Source organism: Pseudomonas sp. 22490, assembly GCF_052044465.1.
GTDB lineage: Bacteria > Pseudomonadota > Gammaproteobacteria > Pseudomonadales > Pseudomonadaceae > Pseudomonas > Pseudomonas aeruginosa.
In genome coordinates this window covers 92,402-111,864 of the sequence record NZ_JBQENS010000019.1, presented here as the reverse complement: position 1 = coordinate 111,864, position 19,463 = coordinate 92,402, and the positions used below count along the sequence as shown (strand labels likewise).

Below are 19,463 nucleotides of genomic sequence, written 5' to 3'. Positions count from 1 at the left end.
TAGCCTGTTAAGGCGGGGCGACTCGGTTTTTCATGTGGAACCATGCTAATCCAACCGAACCTCCAAATCAGTAGGAAAATTCCCACAAAACATGGGGACTTGTCCCATAGGTCTAGTAAGGGAAACACAGCAGTATATCGCCGGTATTTCCTGGAAACCCTGTGTGGACCGTGATGAATGATTTGAATGTTCTGGTGTTGGAGGATGAGCCTTTTCAGCGCCTGGTAGCCGTCACAGCCCTGAAGAAAGTGGTGCCCGGATCGATCCTCGAGGCGGCGGACGGCAAGGAGGCGGTGGCGATCCTGGAGTCCTGCGGACACGTCGACATCGCCATCTGCGACCTGCAGATGAGCGGCATGGACGGCCTGGCGTTCCTTCGCCACGCAAGCCTGAGCGGCAAGGTCCATTCGGTGATCCTCAGCAGCGAGGTGGATCCCATCCTGCGCCAGGCCACCATTTCGATGATCGAGTGCCTGGGCCTCAATTTTCTCGGCGACCTCGGCAAGCCATTCAGCCTGGAGCGGATCACCGCCCTGTTGACCCGCTACAACGCTCGTCGCCAGGACCTGCCGCGACAGATCGAAGTCGCCGAGCTGCCCTCCGTGGCGGACGTGGTGCGCGGCCTCGACAACGGCGAGTTCGAAGCCTACTACCAGCCCAAGGTGGCCCTGGATGGCGGCGGCCTGATCGGCGCCGAGGTCCTGGCACGCTGGAACCACCCGCATCTCGGCGTATTGCCGCCGTCGCATTTCCTCTATGTGATGGAAACCTACAACCTGGTCGACAAGCTGTTCTGGCAACTGTTCAGCCAGGGGCTGGCGACGCGCAGGAAGCTGGCGCAGTTGGGGCAGCCGATCAACCTGGCGTTCAACGTCCATCCTTCGCAACTGGGTTCGCGTGCCCTGGCCGAGAACATCTCGGCGTTGCTGACCGAGTTCCACCTGCCGCCCAGTTCGGTGATGTTCGAGATCACCGAGACCGGGTTGATCAGCGCTCCTGCCAGCAGCCTGGAGAACCTCGTGCGTCTGCGGATCATGGGCTGCGGCCTGGCGATGGACGATTTCGGCGCCGGCTATTCGTCCCTCGACCGGCTCTGCGAGTTTCCCTTCAGCCAGATCAAGCTGGACAGAACCTTCGTCCAGAAGATGAAGACCCAGCCCAGGAGTTGCGCCGTCATCAGCAGTGTCGTGGCGTTGGCGCAGGCGCTGGGAATTTCCCTGGTGGTGGAAGGGGTGGAGAGCGACGAACAACGGGTACGCCTGATCGAACTCGGTTGCTCCATAGCCCAGGGCTACCTGTTCGCCCGGCCGATGCCGGAACAGCACTTTCTCGACTATTGCTCCGGATCCTGACGCCGCCGCCCTGGCCTCGGCTGCCTCTAGCCGAACGCCGGGCCTCGCGCCGGACGCGTTTCCTTTCCATACAACTGCCGGCCCTGCCGCACAGACCTTTCATGCGATCAAAACTATTCCTGCTGTTCTTCTGCCTGCTGCTGTCGGGCGGACGCCTGTTCGCCGTCGAAGCGCATCCGTCCCTGACGCTGTTCAGCCAGTTGCGCATCGAGCACGAGGACATGGCGATCGCCGAGGACGACTGGGCCTGGCTGCGTCACAAGGGTCACCTGAGGCTCGGCGCGGCGCTGGACGAGACCTCGCCCTTCAACGTCCGGCTCGACGACGAGAACTACGAAGGCATAACGGCGGACGTCGCCACGCTGGTCGGGCAGTTGCTCGGCATGCGCATCAAGGTCGTGAGCTTCGATACCCATGCGGATGCCGTGGCGGCGCTCGCTGCCGGAAAGATCGACCTGCTTGGCAGCCATTACAGCTCGGCGGGTGATTCCTCCCTGGTGCTCAGCCAACCCTATGCCCGTGATCGATTGGCGGTGTTCAAGCGGATGGGGGAAAAGCGCAACTCGCCGGAGGATCTCGCCGGACTCAGCGTGGCGGTGGCCCGGGAGCATGTCGGGGAATTGCGCCAGCGTTTCCCGCGGGCGCGTTTCGTGGTCTTCGGCAGCCATGACGAGGCCGTTGCCGCGGTGGCTTTCGGACATACCGACCTGTATCTCGACGATGTGCTCAGCGCCTACCACCGGATCAATCGGTCCTATTACGGCTACGTGAGGTTCGAGCGGTTTGCCGATGCCCGCCTGGAAGGGGGCTACGGCTTCCTCCTTCGTCGCGGCGACACGAACCTGTTGCGCGTCGTCAACTCGGCCATCGGCGCGATCAACCAGGACCGTCTCGAAAGCATCGCCAGGCGCTGGGTCGGCAGCGGTTCCCTGCCAACGGGCCAGCGTATCGCGCTGACGCCGCAGGAGAGTCGCTGGATCGCTCGCCACCCGGTGGTGCGGTTGGTCATCAACGACGACCTGGCGCCGCTGGCCTTCTTCAATTCCGACGAGACCTTCTCGGGCATCGCCTCCGACCTGCTGGACATGATTTCCCGCCGCACCGGCCTGCATTTCCAGGTCACGCCTCGCAGTGGCGGCTTCCCCGAGCAGATCGGCGTATTGGCCAGGAAGGAGGCGGACCTGGCGATCATGAGCCGCAGCAGCAAGCGCGAGGAAATGCTGCGTTTCACCCGCTCGTTCCTGTCCACCTCGTACGTCCTCGTCACCCGGGCGGACGACAAGGGACGCGCGGAGAGCCCCGGGAGCCTCGACGGCAAGCGCATAGCGATTCCCGCCGGCCATGTGGGCATGCAACAGGTGCGCGAGCGCTATCCGCAGGCCTCGATGGTGGAGGTCGGCGTCGCGCTGGATGCCATGAACCTGGTCTACGAAGGACGGGCCGACGCGGCGGTGGTGCCGCTGGTCACCGCTCGCTACTACATCGTCCGGTTGTTCCGCGAGAGGCTGGCGATCGCCGACCTGGTTCCCATCGGTGCGGCCACCGCCCACTTCGCCGTTCGCCGAGGCGACGCCGAACTCCAGTCGATTCTCGACAAGGCCTTGCTGAGCATCTCGCCGGACGACCTGAGCGATATCGTCAATCGCTGGCGCTCGCCGCCGGGAATGAGCGGCCAGACCTGGGTCGACTACATCCTGGTGATCACCGAGATCCTGGCGATCGCAGCGGCCTTGCTGCTGCTCTGCCTGGGCTGGGTCACTTATCAGCGCCGGCAGATCAGGGTGCGCGCGCGGGTCGAACAGGCGCTCAGCGACCAGTTGCGGTTCGTCGAGGCCCTGACCGACTGCATGCCTCCGCCGCTGTATGTGCGCGATGTCAACGGACGGATGCTGTCCTGCAACCGCAGCTACCTGCAGAGCGTCGGCTTGAGTTCCGAGGAGGTGATGAACCGCACCGTGCTCGAACTGCCCATGGAAAACTTCGAGACCGCTCCGGAGTTCCATCGCAGCTACCTGATGGCCATGCGCGAGGGCAGGACCATCGAGGCGGTCTACCCGGTGGCGCTGGGCGGTCGGGAGCGCTGGATCGACCACTGGATCCAGCCGTTCCGCGATTCCAGCGGGACCATCCGCGGTGTCATCTGTGGCTGGCTGGACATCACCGAGCACCGCCAGTTGATCGATGAGCTGGAAGAGGCAAAGAATCTGGCCGACGAAGCGAGCCGGGCCAAGACCACCTTCCTGGCGACCATGAGCCACGAGATCCGCACGCCGATGAACGCGGTGATCGGTATCCTCGAACTGGCGCTCAAGCGTGCCGAGACCGGTCGGGTGGACCGTTCCAGCATCGAGATCGCCTATGCCTCGGCGAAGAGCCTGCTGGAGCTGATCGGCGATATTCTCGACATCGCCCGCATCGAGTCAGGTCGCCTCAGCCTGTCGCCGAAACGGGCCAACCTGCGCGAGCTGGTGGAATCGGTGGCACGGGTATTCGAAGGCCTGGCCCGGCAAAAGCGCCTGAGCCTGGTGCTGGAGATCGATTCGAGCATCAACGGCGACGTACTGCTGGATGCCATGCGCTTCAAGCAGATCCTCTCCAACCTGGTCAGCAACGCGATCAAGTTCACCGACGAGGGCTCGATCCGCATCCGCATCGATGGCCGCCAGGTGGAGCCGTCGCTGTTGCAGGTCAATCTCTGTGTGGAAGACACCGGCATCGGTATTTCCCTGGGCGACCAGCAGCAGTTGTTCCGGCCTTTCGCCCAGGTCAACCGCAACCTGCAGAACACCGAGGGCACCGGGCTCGGCCTAGTGATCTCGCGCTCGCTGTGCGAAATGATGGGAGGGCGCCTGGTGATGAGCAGCGAGCTGGGGCAGGGTACGCGGATCGACGTCGAGCTGCGCCTGCAGGTGCTGGAACCGATCGTCGAGAACGTGCGGGCGATCCCGCTCGGCAGTCGCCAGGCGCGGCGGTTGCAGGTGCTGGTGGTGGACGATCATGCGGTCAACCGGCAGATCCTCCATCAACAGCTGAGCTTCCTCGGTCATGACGTGGAGGAAGCGGAGAACGGCCTGAGCGCTCTCAACCTGTGGCATGGGCAACCGTTCGACATGGTCATCACCGACTGCCACATGCCGCTGATGAGCGGCTCCGACCTTGCCCGCTCGATCCGCCAGGAGGAGCGCGAGAATGGCGAGGAGCCGGTGGTCATCATCGGCCTCACCGCGGACGCCCAGCCGGAGGAGATCGAGCGCTGCATCCAGGCTGGAATGAACGAGTGCCTGATCAAGCCCATCGGCCTCGATGTCCTCGAGGAGCGCCTGCTGGCCCTGGGCTTCGCCGCCGACGAGCTGCCCGTCACCATCGATGCCGAACCCGTCGCCATACCGACGGCCCCCCGTCTCTACGACCTGGATTCCCTGCATGCGCTGACCGGCGGCGAGCCGACGATGCTCAGGCGGCTGCTCGACGAACTGCTGACCAGCAACCGCAAGGACCTGGAGACCCTCGAGGGACTGGTGCAACGCCAGGAGACCGGCGAACTGGCCGAGCTGGCGCATCGGATCAAGGGCGCGGCGAGGGTGGTGCGTGGCGAGCAACTGGTGGAAAGCTGCCGGCGCCTCGAGGATGCCTGCCTCAGCCCGAACGCCTCGTTCGCCTGGGTGGAAGAGTGCGCCGTTGGGGTGAAACTGGCGATCCTCGCCCTGGACGAAAGCCTGGTGGAAGAGTGCACGGATTGACGTGGCCCGCGCCCGTTGCCCGGGCGGTAAACCAATCGTCATCGCTTTGCCCGAGGATCGGGCATGTCCAGGCGCGGAAAAGACTACACTCCGGTTGGGGAGCCTTTTCCGCGGAGCCTGACCAAAGATCGGAATACCGCCCTCGCGGGCACCCCAGCCGATTCCTGCGGTCAGATAGTCCTTCTGGAGTGCGTTGAACGAAAGGAACCAAGCGATGGCCGACCTGACCAGCCTGAGCATCGAGCATCTTCGCTCGCCACGGCTGTATACCCACCGTCTGATCCTGCGGCCCTGGCTGGTGCAGGACCGGGCCAGGTTCGCCGAGCTGAATGCCGATCCACTGGTGATGGAGTTCTTTCCGTCCTGCCTGGATCGTGCCCAGAGCGACGCGTTGCTGCGCCGCATCGACGCGCACTTCGCCGAGCACGGTTTTGGCTGGTGGGCGCTGCAGGTCAAGGGCGGCGATCCTTTCATCGGCTACGTGGGGCTGGAGGTCGTGGACTTCGATGCGCCCTTCGTACCCGCGGTGGCCATCGGCTGGCGTCTCGCCGCCGAGCATTGGGCGGAGGGCTTCGCCCACGAGGCGGCCGAGGCGGCGCTGAGCTACGCCTTCGATACCCTTGGCCTGGACCAGGTGGTGGCTTTCACCGTACCGGCCAACGAGAACTCCCTGGGGCTGATGGAGCGCCTGGGGATGCATCGCGATCCCACCGACGACTTCGAGCATCCCGACCTGCCTCCCGGCCACCGCTTGCGGCATCATGTGCTGTACCGGTTGACGCGCGAGGACTGGCTTCGCAGATGAGTCGGCCGTTTCCGAAAAGGCCTCCCATGAACGCGAACCTTCCCCCTTCCGCCATTTCCGAACTGCATGGCCCGCGCCTGCTGCTGCGCGCCTGGCGCGACAGCGACCGCGAGGCGTTCGCCGAGATGTGCGCCGACCCGCAGGTAATGGAATTCTTCCCCAGTGTGCTCGACCGCGCGCAGAGCGACGCCTTGGTCGATCGCGTCCAGGCGCATTTTGCCGAGCGTGGCTACGGGCCCTGGGCCCTGGAGCTACCGGGCGAGGCGGCGTTCATCGGATTCACCGGCCTGTTCGACGTGACCATGGACGTGCACTTCGCCCCGACCGTGGAGATCGGCTGGCGCCTGGCGCCCGCCTACTGGGGGCGTGGACTCGCCCGCGAAGCGGCGGAAACCGCCTTGGACTTCGCCTTCGAGCGGCTGCGCCTGCCCGAGGTGGTGGCCTTCACCACGCCGCCCAACCGCCGCTCCTGGGGATTGATGGAGCGCCTGGGCATGCGTCGCGATCCGGCCGAGGATTTCGACCACCCACTCCTGGCAGCGGATCACCCGATGCGCCGGCATATCCTCTATCGCGTCGACGCGGCCCGCTGGGCGGAGCGGTGAACATGGGCGACGGCGGCGGCGAGGTGCTCTCCTACCATCGCCTCAGCATGCATCGCCCGGAGCGCTACGCACCCGGTCCCGGCGGACTGGACTGGGCGACCCAGCCGGCGCCGTTCCGCCAGTACCGGGGCTGCCGGCAAATCGAACTGCTGCATCGGCCGCTGGAGGAGTCGCCACCCTACGACGGGGTGTTTTCCGGGCCGGCGGCCGCGCCCTCCCGGCTCGATCGCCGCAGCCTCTCGCAGATGCTCTACGACGGATTGGCGCTGTCGGCCTGGAAGGAGGCCGGCGGCACTCGCTGGGCGCTGCGGGTCAATCCGTCGAGCGGCAACCTGCATCCCACCGAAGCCTACCTGCTGCTTCCCGGCGGTACCCTGGAGCCGGCGCCGCTGCTCGCCCACTACCGTCCCGACAAGCATGCCCTGGAGGTGCGCGGCGAACTGCCGGCGCCGCTGGCTTCGCTGCTGGATGACTGCTTGCCGCCCGGCGGCTGCCTCCTGGCATTGACCAGCGTGCCCTGGCGCGAGGCCTGGAAATACGGTGAGCGAGCCTATCGCTACTGCCAGCATGACCTCGGCCACGCGCTGGCCTGCCTCTCGATCGCCGCGGCGATCCAGGGCTGGGAGATGCGCCTGCTGCGCGGCGTCGCCGAAAGTGCACTGGACGGCCTGTTCGGCCTTGACCGGGACGGCTTCGCCGAGTGCGAGAGCGTCGACGCACTGTTCTGGATCGGGCCGGCGCTCACGCAGGAGCCTTCCCTTTCGCCGCGCCTGTGCGAAGGGCTGGCGGCCCTGCCATTGGCCGGCGCGCCGAACCGGCTGTCGCGGGAGTACCGGGACTGGCCGGAGTTGCAGCGGATACATGGGCTATGTCGGGCGCCGCGCCTGCCGGCACGCCCGTGGAGGGTCGCACCGGGCGAGCCCGGCAACGACAACCCCGGCCTGCCGCTGCGACCGCTGCTGCATCGGCGGCGTAGCGCGCAGCGCATGGACGGGCGCGCCGGCATCGATGTCGGGCTGCTGCGGGCCTGGCTGCGCAGGCTGCTGCCGGAGCGCTCGCCGGTGCCTTTCGCGGTCACCGGCGAGGCCGCGCGGGTCGATCTGCTGCTGTTCGTCCATCGCGTCCGGGGCCTGGTGCCGGGGTTGTACTGGCTGGACCGCAGCGGCCTGCGGCGGCCGCCGATGCGCGAGGACTTCCTCTGGCAGCACGTCGATCCGGAGTTGCCGCTGTACCTGTTGCAGGAAGGCGATGCACGCGCGCTGTCGGCGTATCTCTCCTGCCAGCAGGACATCGCCGGCGACGGCTACGTCGCGCTCGCCATGCTCGCCCATCTCGGCGCGGCGCTCGAAGAAGGTCCCTGGTGCTATCCGCGGCTGTACTGGGAATGCGGGCAGGTCGGCCAGTTGCTCTACCTCGAGGCGGAGGCCGCCGGGCTGTCTGGGACGGGTATCGGCTGCTACTACGACCCCCTGGTGCATGAGCTGCTTGGACTAACGGATGAGTCCATGGCCAGTCTCTACCATTTCACCCTCGGCCGCGCGGTGTGGGACACTCGTCTTTGCAACATGCCCGCGTACCCGGCCATGCGCCGCGACTAGCCCGTCGACAGCCCGAATTCGAGGAAACACCCCATGACCCAGATACTGGACAACCTGGTGGCTTTGCTGAGCCTGGAACCCATCGAGGAGAACCTGTTCCGGGGCATGAGCCAGGATCTCGGCTTCCGCCAGCTCTATGGCGGCCAGGTCCTGGGGCAGGCGCTGTCGGCGGCCAGCCAGACGGTGGAGGACGATCGCCACGTACACTCCATGCACGGCTACTTCCTGCGTCCCGGCGACGCCAGCATGCCGGTGGTGTACCAGGTGGACCGGGTGCGCGACGGCGGCAGCTTCAGCACCCGCCGGGTCACCGCGATCCAGAAAGGCCAGCCGATCTTCACCCTGAGCAGCTCCTTCCAGTACGACGAGGAAGGTTTCCACCACCAGATCGAGATGCCCGAGGTGGTTGGTCCGGATAATCTGCCTTCGGAACTGGAGCTGACCCGCCAGCGCGCCGAGCGGATTCCCGAGCGCATCCGCGACAAGCTGCTGTATCCGAAGCCCATCGAGATTCGTCCGGTCACCCAGCACGACCCCTACGACCCGCAGCCCGACGAACCGGTGAAGTACCTCTGGTTCCGTGCCGACGGCAAGCTGCCGGACGTCCCGGCGCTGCACAAGTACCTGCTGGCCTACGCCTCGGACTTCGGTTTCCTTACCACCTCGATGCAGCCCCATGCCGTTTCGGTGTGGCAGAAGACCATGCAGGTCGCCAGCCTCGACCACGCCCTGTGGTTCCACCGCGACCTGCGCGCGGACGAGTGGCTGCTCTACGCCATCGACAGCCCCTGGGCCGGCAACGCACGCGGTTTCGTGCGCGGCAGCATCTTCAACCAGAGCGGCCAGCTGGTCGCCTCGTCGAGCCAGGAAGGCCTGATCCGCAAGCGTGAGGACTGGGCGTGAGGCTGGCCGACATCCGCCACTGGGTGTTCGACATGGACGGCACCCTGACCCGGGCCGTGCACGACTTCCCGGCGATCCGCCGAGCGCTGGACATCCCCGAGCAGGACGACATCCTGCTGCACCTCGCCGCCCTGCCCGAGGCCGAGGCGGCGGCCAAGCACGCCTGGCTGCTCGAACACGAGCGCGCCCTGGCCGAGGCCGCGCGGCCGGCGCCGGGCGCACTGGAACTGGTGCGCGAGTTGCAGCGGCGCGGCGTGCGCCTGGGCATCCTGACCCGCAACGACCACCAGTTGGCGCTGATCACCCTCGAAGCGATCGGCCTGGGCGGCTGCTTCCCCAGCGAGCACATCCTCGGGCGCGGCGAGGCGCGGCCCAAGCCGGACCCTGATGGCTTGCTGCGCATCGCCCGACGCTGGAACGTGACGCCGGCGGAGCTGGTGATGGTCGGCGACTACCGTTTCGACCTCGACTGCGGACGCGCCGCGGGTAGTCGCACGGTGCTGGTCAACCTGCCGGAAAACCCCTGGCCGGAGCTGGCCGACTGGCACGCTGCCGATTGCCATGCGTTGCTCGAGCAACTGCAAACGCCGTAGGAATATCCGGCGGAAAACCTCGAGGGCGGCAGCGCCAGCGGCTCCCCGAAAACGAAAAAAGCGCAGGAGGCCAGGCTCCTGCGCTTTTTTCCTGCGCATCCGTGCGGGATGCGGCGGCCGTTATCAGCCGTTGATCGCGTCGGTCAGCGCCTTGGCCGGAACGAACTTGGCTACACGCTTGGCAGCGATCTCGATCGCCTTGCCGGTCTGCGGGTTGCGGCCGGTGCGCGCGGGACGCTCGGAGACCTTCAGCTTGCCGATACCCGGCAGGGTGATTTCGCCATCGTTCTCCAGGGCGTCCTTGACGATCTCGGCGAGCTGGTCGAGCGCGCTGCGAACGGTGGTCTTCTGCGCGTCGATGGCTTCGGCGATGTCCTGGATCAGTTGGTCTTTGGTCAGTGCCATGGTGGTGTAGCTCCTTGGTAAAAGACTGCGCGAGGGGCCTCGCACAGAAACGGGCGTGATTTTAAACAGCTTGGCGCGAATAAGGTTCCCTTTTCTCCGCTTATTTGTTTCCTCGCACGACGCGCATGACAGAGCCGTTACAGAGGTTTTCGCGGCTGTCCGGAATGATGCCGGCGTCGGTTGCCCGACGCATCCTCATGGTTCTGCCAGGGGCGCATGCCTCCGGTTCTTAGTTAAGGATTATTGGTTATTTATGAGTTAGGGTTTCATCCATTAGGGTTATAAGCAGGACATCCCGTCCCTTTCCATCACCGGAGCCTGCTTACCTCGCGCCAACGCCTGGCCCTCGCTCCCCGTTCGAGGTGCCGCATGAGCGAAGCCCGGCTCCACTCGCCCGACCCCAGGACACCGCGACCCATGGCCGGTTGGGCGGCAAGCCTGCGCGACAGTGGACTGCTGGCGCTGGCAGTGCCGCGCGTGTTCGCCGGCATGGAGCGGGGCTGGGGGGAAATCTTCGCTGGCGTCCGCCACCTGGCCGAGCAGGAACTCGAGCTGGCACGGCGCCTGGCCCTGCATCATCTGCAGATCGCTTCCATTCGCCTGCTGGGTAGTCCTGAACAGCAGCGCCGCCTGTTGCCGGCCAGCGTCGAGCGCCGCTGGCTGTGGAGCGAGGCGGTCGATCTGCGGCGCGCCCAGCCCGAAGCGCAGGAGCACTGGCGGGGCGGTTTCCTGGTGGGTGGGCGGGGTAGCGATTGCTTCGCCGTGGAAGACGTGGATCGCTTGCTGATCTCAGCCTGGCACGCGCCCTCCCGCGCTCACCTGATCGCTGTCGCCGAAACGGGGCGGGCAGGCATCGACATCTCCGGCCTCGCCGATGGCTCGGGGCTGTTCTTGCCCGCCGGGCAGCGGCTGCATTACCAGAGGCTGCGGCTGCATCCCGAGGACATCCTGGTGCCGCCCGGCCTGCCGCCGACCCCGTGCGGGCAACTGCGCGAAGGCTTGACCCGATTGGCCCAGGCCAACCTCGACCTGGGCCAGGCTGCGCGGGTGCCGGGCGACGTGGCGGGGCAGGGAGAGGCGCCGCGTCTCCTCGCCCTCGCGCTGCGTCTTGTCGAACTGGCGGCGGAGTCCTTCCAGGCGGCATTCGCCCGCGGCGGCGCGCTGACATTCCGCGAAAGCGCGGCGGCGTCGCTGCTGGCGAGCGAGGCGGAGGCGGTGGCCCGCGCCGGGCTGCTCGCCTGCCTGCGCCGACAGGCCCTGGAAGCCCGTTTGCTGGGCGCGGCCCTGTAGGGACGGGGGCATGGAGCAAGGGCGGAAGGGCATCCGGGGGCGCATTCGCGCTCATAAACTAATTCCAAAATATTATTTATATCGAGTTTTTTATATCTGTAATCTGCATCGCACCGGACCACCGGACTCGCTGTCGCCACCCATTGCCCGTCCCTGGTCCGTTCTCCTCCGGAGCGCGGCACCGTTGCCTCCGAGGTTCGCCCGATGAAACGCCCGAATTCCCTGCACCGCCTGGTGGCAGCCCTGGCCTTTGCCAGCCTTTCTGTCGCCGCCCAGGCCGCCGACATCACGGTCGGCTACCAGACCGGCATCGACCCGACCAAGGTGCCCCAGGCCGATGGCCTGTACGAGAAAGCCATCGGCGAGAAGATCGACTGGCGCCGCTTCAACAGCGGTCCGGAAGTGATCGCCGCGCTCGCCTCCGGAGACCTGCAACTCGGCAACATCGGGTCCAGCCCGCTGGCAGCGGCGACCTCGCGGAAGCTGCCGATCGTCGCCTTCATCGTTTCCGCGCAGATCAACGCCGCCGAGGCGCTGGTGGTGCGCAATGGAAGCGGGATCGGGAAACCCGAGGACCTGGCCGGCAAGACCATCGCTACCCCGTTCGTTTCAACCTCCCACTACAGCCTGCTCGGCGCCCTCAAGCACTGGCAGATCGATCCGTCCAAGGTGAAGATCGTCAACCTCAACCCGGCCGAGATCGCTGCCGCCTGGCGTCGCGGCGACATCGACGGGGCCTTCGTCTGGTCGCCGGCGCTGGGCGAGATCAAGAAAAGCGGCAAGGTCCTCACCGACGCCGCCGAAGTCGGCCAGTGGGGTGCGCCGACCTTCGAGGTGTGGGTGGCGCGCAAGGACTTCGCCGAGAAGCATCCTGAAATCGTCGCCCGCTTCGCCCGCGTCAGCCTCGATTCCTTCGCCGACTACAACGCGCACAAGGCCGAATGGACCGCCGACTCCGAGCCGGTGAAGAAGATCGCCCGGCTGACCGGCGCCGATCCCAGGGACGTCCCCGAACTGCTGGCCGGCTCGACCTTCCCGGAAAGCCAGGCGCAACTGTCCGCCGACCTGCTCGGCGGCGGCACCGCCAAGGCTATCGCCGGCACTGCCGAATTCCTCAAGGAACAGAAGCGCGTGCCGGCCGTCCTCGGCGACTACTCGCCCTACGTCAGCGCCGACTTCGTGCGCCAGGCGGAGCAGGTCCAGGTCGGCCAGCGCTGAATTCCGCGACTCCGCTCCGGCCTGTCGGAGCGGAGGCTTTCTTACCCTACGGAGGGCAGAACACATGAGCCGTCTGACGGCCGAGGCGATCAGCCTCTCATTCGAACAGCGCGGCCAGCGCCGCGCCATCCTCCGCGATCTCAGCCTGGGCCTGGCCAAGGGCGAGTCGCTGGTGGTGCTGGGTCCTTCGGGCTGCGGCAAGTCGACACTGCTGAACATCCTCGCCGGTTTCCAGAAGCCGGACCAGGGACGCGTGCAGATTGACGGCCGGACACTCGAAGGGCCCGGCGGCGAGCGCGGCGTGGTGTTCCAGGACGACGCCCTGATGCCCTGGCTCAACGCCCTCGACAACGTCGCCCTGGGCCTGCGCATCCGTGGCCTGGGCAAGGCCGAGCGCAGCGCGCGGGCGCGCCAGGTCCTACAACTGGTGGGCCTCCAGGAGTACGCCGAGCAGTCCGTCGCCCAGCTCTCCGGCGGCCAGCGGCAACGCCTCGGGCTGGCACGCGCGCTGGCGGTCGAGCCGGACTTCCTGCTGCTCGACGAGCCGTTCGGCGCGCTCGACGCGCTGACCCGCGAGCGCATGCAGGTGCTCCTGCTGGACCTGTGGAAGCAGACCGGCAAGGGCCTCTTCCTGATCACCCACAGCGTCGACGAAGCCCTGTTCCTGGCTACCGACCTGGTGGTGATGGACGGCCCGCCGGCGCGCATCGTCAAGCGCCTGCCGGTGGACTTCGCGCGGCGTTACGCCGCCGGCGAAACGGTGCGTTCGATCAAGTCCGATCCCGAGTTCGGCCGTTTGCGCCAGGCGTTGCTGGACGAATTCCTCGATGTCGCGGAGGCCGAACATGCCCACTGATACCCTCGGACTCGCCGTTGCCAATCCTGTCCCGCGCAAGCGCCGTCTGCCCGGCGACCGTCGGCGCTGGGCCGCCGGTGCCAGCGTGCTGGCCCTGGCCCTGCTGTGGTGGACGGCGACCCGTTTCGGCTGGGTCGACGTGCTGTTCCTGCCGGCGCCCGAACAGCTCTTCGAAGCCCTGCAACGGCTATGGCAGGAGGGCTACCTCGATGCCACCCTGCTGCAACACGTCGGCACCAGCCTGCTGCGGGTGCTCCTGGCGCTCGGCGCGGCGGTGCTGACGGCGATCCCGCTGGGCGTGCTGATGGGCCTCAATCCCTTGGCCGGAGCGGCCCTCGATCCGCTGGTGGAGTTCTACCGGCCGATCCCGCCGTTGGCCTACCTGCCGTTGATCGTCATCTGGTTCGGCATCGGCGAGCTGAGCAAGGTGCTGCTGATCTACCTGGCGCTGTTCGCGCCGCTGCTGATCGCTACCGCCGCCGGCGTGCGTCGCGTAGACCGATCGCGGGTGCAGGCGGTGCGCTGCCTGGGGGCCAGCCGCTGGCAGGTGGTGCGCTACGTGATCCTGCCGAGTGCCTTGCCGGAGGTCCTCACCGGCCTGCGCATCGCCCTCGGCGTCGGCTGGTCGACCCTGGTCGCCGCCGAGCTGATCGCGGCCAACCGAGGCCTCGGCTTCATGGTCCAGTCCGCCGCGCAATTCCTCGCCACCGACGTGGTGGTGGTCGGCATCCTGCTGATCGCCGCCATCGCCCTGGCCTTCGAACTGGGGCTGCGCTGGGTCCAGCGGCGCTTCGCCGCCTGGGGTTGAGCGCGAGAGTCCCGAGTCATTTCCGAACCGGCCTTCACTCACGCGGCGAAGGCCGGAGCGAGGGCGNCGCCCGCAACCTGCCCGACGAGTAGCACGACATGAGCCTGACCATCCAACCCATCAGCCCGGCCCTGGGCGCCATCGTTTCCGGCATCGACCTCGGCGCGCCGCTGGACGACACCGGCCAGCGGGCCATCGAGCAGGCCCTGCTCGAACACCAGGTGCTGTTCTTCCGCGACCAGTCGCTGGAACCCAGGAGCCAGGCGCGCTTCGCCGCCCGCTTCGGCGACCTGCACATCCATCCTATCTACCCCAGCGTGCCGGAGCAGCCGGAGGTCATCGTCCTCGACACCGCGGTCACCGACGTGCGCGACAATGCCATCTGGCACACTGACGTGACCTTCCTCGAGACCCCGGCGCTGGGAGCCGTGCTCGCCGCCAAGCAATTGCCGCCGTACGGCGGCGACACCCTCTGGGCGAGCAGCACGGCGGCCTACGAGGCGCTGTCGGCGCCGCTGCGGCGTCTGCTGGACGGCCTCACGGCGACCCACGACATCGGCAAGTCCTTCCCCCGCGAACGCTTCGGCGTCACCGAGGCCGACCTGGCGCGCCTGGAGGAGGCCCGCCTGAAGAATCCGCCGCGCTCGCATCCGGTGGTGCGCACCCATCCGGTCACCGGGCGCAAGGGCCTGTTCGTCAGCGATGGCTTTACCACCCGCATCAACGAGCTGGAGCCGGCCGAGAGCGATGCGCTGCTGAAGTTCCTCTTCGCCCATGCCACGCGACCTGAATTCACCGTGCGCTGGCGCTGGCAGGAAAACGACGTGGCGTTCTGGGACAACCGCGTGACGCAGCACTACGCGGTGGACGACTACCGGCCCCAGCGGCGGGTCATGCATCGCGCCACCATCCTCGGCGACAAGCCCGTCTGACGCCACCGCGCGCGGGCTTCCTCCGGCGGCCCGCGCCGGCAACTGTGCGTTCCGCCAGCTTTTCCTCTCGAAAAGGTCGCCTCTGCGACATTCGCTGTCGTGTCCCGGCGTGCCGCTCTCGCCTAAGCTTGGCGGGTCCAATTGTTTCGAGAGTTTTCATCCATGCAAGAACGCATCCCGGATGAGCTGACCCTGCCAGAGCTCACCCTGCGTGGCCTGATCCTCGGTGCGCTGATCACCGTGGTCTTCACCGCCTCCAACGTCTACCTCGGTCTGAAGGTCGGCCTGACCTTCGCCTCGTCGATCCCGGCGGCGGTGATCTCGATGGCCGTCCTGCGCTACTTCTCCGGCGCCAACATCCTCGAGAACAACATGGTGCAGACCCAGGCCTCGGCGGCCGGCACTCTGTCCTCGATCATCTTCATCCTTCCCGGCCTGCTGATGATCGGCTACTGGAGTGGCTTCCCGTTCTGGCAGACCGCGGCGATCTGCTCCATCGGCGGCATTCTCGGGGTGCTCTATACCATTCCGCTGCGCCGGGTGATGGTGGTGCAGAGCGAACTGCCGTATCCGGAAGGGGTGGCGGCGGCGGAAATCCTCCGGGTCGGCAGCGACGGCGCCGAGGACGAGGAAGACGCCCGCGCGCCGCGTGCCGCCGGTAACGCGCCGGGGCTCTACGACATCCTCGGCGGCGGCCTGGTGGCGGCGCTGTTCAGCCTCTGGAGCAGCGGCTTCAAGGTTCTCGCCGAAGGCTTCAGCGTCTGGCTCAGTGCCGGGCAGGCGGCGTTCCGCCTTTCCACCGGTTTTTCCCTGGCGCTGGTCGGTGCCGGCTACCTGATGGGCATCACCGCCGGCATCGCGATCCTCATCGGCGTGGTGATCTCCTGGGGCGTCGCGGTGCCGCTGCTGACCGTCAACAGCGTGCCGGCCGACGGCCAGAGCCTGTCGGACCTGGCCACCCAACTGTGGAGTTCGCAGGTGCGCTTCCTCGGCGCCGGCACCATCGGCGTGGCCGCGCTGTGGACCCTGGCGACCCTGTTCAAGCCGATGGTGCGGGGCGTCTGGGCCTCCCTCGGGGCAGTGCGCGGCAATAGCCAGGCGAACAGCCTGCGCACCGAGCTGGACATGCCGGCCAAGTGGATCCTGCTGATCGCCGGGATACTGCTGGTCTCGCTGTTCGTGGTCTTCAGCCACTTCCTCGGTGCCGCCGCGCCGGACATGGCCAGCCCGCAGTTCTGGAGTCTGGTGGCGGTATGCGTGGTGTTCGCCTTCTTCTTCGGCTTCCTGATCGCCGCCGCCTGCGGCTACATGGCCGGCCTGGTCGGTTCGTCGAGCAGTCCGATCTCGGGGATCGGAATCATCGCGGTCATCTTGGTGTCGTTGCTGATACTCGGCTTCGGCAGCATCGAGGGCGGCCTGCTGGACCGCCAGAACGGCAAGCTGGCGATCGCCCTGGCGCTGTTTACCACCTCGGTGGTGCTGGCCATCGCGGCGATCTCCAACGACAACCTGCAGGACCTCAAGACCGGCTACCTGGTCGGCGCCACGCCCTGGCGCCAGCAGGTCGCGCTGATCGTCGGCTGCATCGTCGGCGCGCTGGTGATCCCCCCGGTGCTGGAACTGCTCTACAGCGCCTACGGCTTCACCGGGGCCCTGCCGCGCGAGGGAATGGACCCCGGCCAGGCCCTGGCCGCGCCGCAGGCGACCCTGATGACGGCGATCGCCAGCGGGATTTTCCACGACGCGCTGAACTGGAACATGATCCTCATCGGCGTCGCCCTGGGCATCGCCCTGATCCTCGTCGACCTGCTCCTGCGCCGTACCGGCAAGGCCTGCCTGCCGGTGCTGGCGGTGGGCCTGGGGATCTACCTGCCGCCGACCATCGGCATGACCCTGGTGGTCGGTGCGCTGATTTCCTGGCTGCTGGAAAATGCCCTGAAGAAGCGTGCGGCGGCGGCCGGGGTCGACGAAGAGGCTTATGCCGAAGAGCCGAAGCGACGCGGCGTGCTGCTGGCTTCGGGGCTGATCGTCGGCGAGAGCCTGATGGGCATCCTGCTCGCCGGGGTGATCGGCGCCACCGGCGAGGACGCGCCGCTGGCGCTGGCCGGCGCCGGCTTCGCGGGCATCGCCCAGTGGCTGGGACTGGTGGTATTCGTCGCGATCTGCGTGCTGTTCTACCGGCGAGTGCTGGCGCGCTGAGGGATTCGCAGCTGCACGGGGATGGGATGTTGCCGCTAGCGTCATTCCCCGCGGTCAGGGACGGAGGATGAGGGAAGGGGCGCCCTGCGCGCCCCCTTTTCCTGCGCTCAACGCACCAGGTGCAGGAACTGCAGGTGCCGCTCGTACTGGTCGAGCATGTCGTTGATGATCTGCTCCTTGGTGTAGCCCATCAGATCGTAGTCCTGGCTACCTTCGGCGAGATGCACCTCGGCACGGAAGTAGCGGCGATTCTTCAGGTGCAGGCCGCCCATGCCGGCACGCGCGAAGGACGGCGTGAAGTAGCCGCGCATCAGCACCTGGTAGAGGAACCGATGCTGCTCGCCATGACCGATCTCCAGGCTCAGCGAGGCGTTGCCCGGGTCGAGCTGGGCGTCCACCGCCAGGCCCTTCTCGCGGAACACCTCGGAAACCTCGCTGATCGCCGGGCGCACCACGTCGTTCATGAAGCGGTACACCTCGTCCCGCGAGGGGAAGTGCACGGCCTGCGACAGGCGTCGCTTCCAGCCGCCGGAGCGCTTGCCGTTGCCGCTCATCAGCGGCGCCAGGGAGTGGCTCCGCGCCCGCTGGCGCTGCGACTCCATGTAGAAGGCCTTGTGCAGGCCCCACATCATCAATAGCAGGATCAGCGAGAAGGGCAGGGAGGTCAGCACCACCGCCGACTTCAGCGCGTCGATGCTGCCGGCGAACAGCAGCCCGCCGGTGACCAGCGCGGTGACCGAGCCCCAGAACACCCGCAGCCACTTCGGCCCGTCGTCGTCGGCGCTGCCGCCGTGGGCGGAGAGGGTGGAGAGGACCACGGTGCCGGAGTCCGCCGAGGTGACGAAGAAGACGAAGCTGACCAGCACCGTGACGGTGATCACCGCGCGGCTCCAGGGGTAGTTCTGGAGCATCTGGTAGAGGGCCATCGACGGCTGCTCGATGGCCACCCGGCCGAGTTCGCTGGCGCCGCCGAGGGCCTGCTCCAGGGCGCTGTTGCCGAAGATCGACATCCACGCCAGGGTGAAGCCGAGCGGGATGAACAGCACGCCGAAGACGAATTCGCGGATCGTCCGGCCGCGCGAGATGCGCGCGATGAACAGGCCGACGAAGGGCGCCCAGGCGATCCACCAGGCCCAGTAGAACACCGTCCACGAGCCCAGCCAGTCGCTGGGGCCGCCGTAGGCGTAGAGGTCGAAGCTCTTGCCCGGCAGGTGGCCGAGGTAGTCGCCGACGTTCTGCACCAGGGTGTTGAGCAGGTGCTGGGTCGGACCGGCGAACAGCACGAACAGCAACAGGCTGCAAGCCAGCAGCATGTTGATGTCGGAGAGGATGCGGATGCCCTTGTCGACCCCGGAGACCGCCACCGAGATCGCCGCGCCCATCATCAGCACGATGAGCACCATCTGCACCGCATGGGTATGCGGTATGGCGTACAGGTAGTCCAGCCCGGAATTGAGCTGGAGCACGCCGAAGCCCATGTCGGCGCCGAGGCCGAACACCGTGGCGATGATGCCGAAGCAGTCCACCGTGTAGCCGATCGGCCCGTTGATGCGCTTGCCGATCAACGGGTAGAGCGCCGAGCGCAGGGCCAGCGGCAGGTTGTGGCGGTAGGCGAAGTAGGCCAGCGCCATCGCCACCAGGGCGAATACGCCCCAGCCGTGCAGGCCCCAGTGCAGGAACAGCAGTTCCATGGCCTGCCGCGCGGCTTCCTGGGTACCGGCCTCGCCTTGCGGCGGCTGGAGGAAGTGGGTCAGCGGTTCGGATACGCAGAAGAAGAACAGGGTGATGCTGATGCCGGCGGCGAACAGCATGCCGGCCCAGGACAGGTAGCTGAATTCCGGCTCGTCGTGGTCGGCACCGAGCTTGATCTTGCCGTAGCCGGAAAGCGCGGTGACCACCACGAAGATCAGGTACAGCGTCATCGCCAGCAGGTAGTACCAGCCGACGGTCTGCGAGGCCCAGGTCTGCGCGGCCAGCAGCCATTCGCCGGCGCGCTGTGGGAAGCCGATGACCACTGCGGCGAACAGCAGGATCAGGATCGCCGCACCGTAGAACACCGGGGGATTCATGCGGATGGGCGTGGGGGTGGAGGGGGTGGCGGAGGGCGATTGTGCGTCAGTCAAAACAGGCTGGTCTCCTCGTCCTTAATTTGATCAAGC

General features: G+C 66.9%; 15 protein-coding genes. 13 read left to right on the top strand and 2 right to left on the bottom strand.

Features of this window, described 5'->3' with window-relative positions; translation table 11 throughout:
• Positions 1-173 precede the first annotated feature (173 nt).
• The 7 genes from rocR (at position 174) to ACTJJX_RS20855 (ending at position 9,596) form a co-directional block, all read left to right on the top strand.
• Positions 174-1,352, top strand: coding sequence for a two-component system response regulator cyclic di-GMP-specific phosphodiesterase RocR (gene rocR, locus ACTJJX_RS20885; RefSeq protein WP_003106013.1), 1,179 nt, complete (start codon positions 174-176; stop codon positions 1,350-1,352).
• A 101-nt stretch (positions 1,353-1,453) separates the two neighbouring features.
• Positions 1,454-5,092, top strand: coding sequence for a transporter substrate-binding domain-containing protein (locus tag ACTJJX_RS20880; RefSeq protein WP_003106014.1), 3,639 nt, complete (start codon positions 1,454-1,456; stop codon positions 5,090-5,092).
• Positions 5,093-5,306: 214 nt separating this feature from the next.
• Positions 5,307-5,897 carry a GNAT family N-acetyltransferase gene (locus ACTJJX_RS20875; protein ID WP_003106016.1) on the top strand — a complete coding sequence of 197 codons (591 nt, stop codon included), beginning with the start codon at positions 5,307-5,309 and terminating at the stop codon, positions 5,895-5,897.
• A gap of 26 nt (positions 5,898-5,923) precedes the next feature.
• Entirely contained in the window at positions 5,924-6,502 is a 579-nt protein-coding gene (locus ACTJJX_RS20870) for a GNAT family N-acetyltransferase (protein WP_003106018.1), read from the top strand.
• 2 nt (positions 6,503-6,504) lie between these two features.
• Positions 6,505-8,100 carry a nitroreductase family protein gene (locus tag ACTJJX_RS20865; protein WP_016852482.1) on the top strand — a complete coding sequence of 532 codons (1,596 nt, stop codon included), beginning with the start codon at positions 6,505-6,507 and terminating at the stop codon, positions 8,098-8,100.
• Between the two features lie 33 nt (positions 8,101-8,133).
• On the top strand, positions 8,134-9,003 hold the full coding sequence (gene tesB, locus ACTJJX_RS20860) for an acyl-CoA thioesterase II (RefSeq protein ID WP_003093084.1): 870 nt from the start codon (positions 8,134-8,136) through the stop codon (positions 9,001-9,003).
• Positions 9,000-9,596, top strand: coding sequence for an HAD family hydrolase (locus ACTJJX_RS20855; protein ID WP_003114316.1), 597 nt, complete (start codon positions 9,000-9,002; stop codon positions 9,594-9,596). Before tesB ends, ACTJJX_RS20855 begins: the two co-directional genes overlap by 4 nt.
• 123 nt (positions 9,597-9,719) lie before the next feature.
• On the opposite strand, the gene ACTJJX_RS20850 is transcribed toward ACTJJX_RS20855, so the two are convergent.
• Positions 9,720-10,046, bottom strand: coding sequence for an HU family DNA-binding protein (locus ACTJJX_RS20850; RefSeq protein WP_223198316.1), 327 nt, complete (start codon positions 10,044-10,046; stop codon positions 9,720-9,722).
• A 324-nt stretch (positions 10,047-10,370) separates the two neighbouring features.
• On the opposite strand from ACTJJX_RS20850, the gene ACTJJX_RS20845 reads away from it, so the two are divergent.
• From ACTJJX_RS20845 to ACTJJX_RS20820, 6 genes are all read left to right on the top strand, one after another.
• Complete coding sequence (locus ACTJJX_RS20845) at positions 10,371-11,291, top strand: hypothetical protein (RefSeq protein ID WP_023082203.1); 921 nt, start codon at positions 10,371-10,373, stop codon at positions 11,289-11,291.
• A 204-nt stretch (positions 11,292-11,495) separates the two neighbouring features.
• Positions 11,496-12,509: a taurine ABC transporter substrate-binding protein gene (tauA, locus tag ACTJJX_RS20840; protein WP_003110398.1), complete on the top strand. Its 1,014-nt coding sequence runs from the start codon at positions 11,496-11,498 to the stop codon at positions 12,507-12,509.
• A 64-nt stretch (positions 12,510-12,573) separates the two neighbouring features.
• Positions 12,574-13,365, top strand: coding sequence for a taurine ABC transporter ATP-binding protein (locus tag ACTJJX_RS20835; protein ID WP_016852483.1), 792 nt, complete (start codon positions 12,574-12,576; stop codon positions 13,363-13,365).
• Positions 13,355-14,173, top strand: a complete 819-nt coding sequence (locus tag ACTJJX_RS20830) for an ABC transporter permease subunit (protein WP_016852484.1) — start codon at positions 13,355-13,357, stop codon at positions 14,171-14,173. The genes ACTJJX_RS20835 and ACTJJX_RS20830 overlap by 11 nt, the downstream gene beginning before the upstream one ends.
• Before the next feature lie 98 nt (positions 14,174-14,271).
• Complete coding sequence (gene tauD / locus ACTJJX_RS20825) at positions 14,272-15,105, top strand: taurine dioxygenase (RefSeq protein ID WP_016562245.1); 834 nt, start codon at positions 14,272-14,274, stop codon at positions 15,103-15,105.
• Between the two features lie 162 nt (positions 15,106-15,267).
• Positions 15,268-17,304, top strand: coding sequence for an OPT family oligopeptide transporter (locus ACTJJX_RS20820; protein ID WP_003114310.1), 2,037 nt, complete (start codon positions 15,268-15,270; stop codon positions 17,302-17,304).
• A gap of 107 nt (positions 17,305-17,411) precedes the next feature.
• Here the strand turns inward: ACTJJX_RS20820 and betT are convergent, their stop codons facing one another.
• Positions 17,412-19,373, bottom strand: a complete 1,962-nt coding sequence (gene betT, locus ACTJJX_RS20815; RefSeq protein ID WP_016852485.1) for a choline BCCT transporter BetT — start codon at positions 19,371-19,373, stop codon at positions 17,412-17,414.
• Between the last annotated feature and the right edge of the window lie 90 nt (positions 19,374-19,463).

Bases quoted from the DNA above. Each gene is read 5' to 3' on its own strand.
- rocR (WP_003106013.1), top strand. From the start codon at position 174: ATGAATGATTTGAATGTTCTGGTGTTGGAGGATGAGCCTTTTCAGCGC.
- ACTJJX_RS20880 (WP_003106014.1), top strand. From the start codon at position 1,454: ATGCGATCAAAACTATTCCTGCTGTTCTTCTGCCTGCTGCTGTCGGGC.
- ACTJJX_RS20875 (WP_003106016.1), top strand. From the start codon at position 5,307: ATGGCCGACCTGACCAGCCTGAGCATCGAGCATCTTCGCTCGCCACGG.
- ACTJJX_RS20870 (WP_003106018.1), top strand. From the start codon at position 5,924: ATGAACGCGAACCTTCCCCCTTCCGCCATTTCCGAACTGCATGGCCCG.
- ACTJJX_RS20865 (WP_016852482.1), top strand. From the start codon at position 6,505: ATGGGCGACGGCGGCGGCGAGGTGCTCTCCTACCATCGCCTCAGCATG.
- tesB (WP_003093084.1), top strand. From the start codon at position 8,134: ATGACCCAGATACTGGACAACCTGGTGGCTTTGCTGAGCCTGGAACCC.
- ACTJJX_RS20845 (WP_023082203.1), top strand. From the start codon at position 10,371: ATGAGCGAAGCCCGGCTCCACTCGCCCGACCCCAGGACACCGCGACCC.
- tauA (WP_003110398.1), top strand. From the start codon at position 11,496: ATGAAACGCCCGAATTCCCTGCACCGCCTGGTGGCAGCCCTGGCCTTT.
- ACTJJX_RS20835 (WP_016852483.1), top strand. From the start codon at position 12,574: ATGAGCCGTCTGACGGCCGAGGCGATCAGCCTCTCATTCGAACAGCGC.
- ACTJJX_RS20830 (WP_016852484.1), top strand. From the start codon at position 13,355: ATGCCCACTGATACCCTCGGACTCGCCGTTGCCAATCCTGTCCCGCGC.
- tauD (WP_016562245.1), top strand. From the start codon at position 14,272: ATGAGCCTGACCATCCAACCCATCAGCCCGGCCCTGGGCGCCATCGTT.
- ACTJJX_RS20820 (WP_003114310.1), top strand. From the start codon at position 15,268: ATGCAAGAACGCATCCCGGATGAGCTGACCCTGCCAGAGCTCACCCTG.
- betT (WP_016852485.1), bottom strand. From the start codon at position 19,373: ATGAATCCCCCGGTGTTCTACGGTGCGGCGATCCTGATCCTGCTGTTC.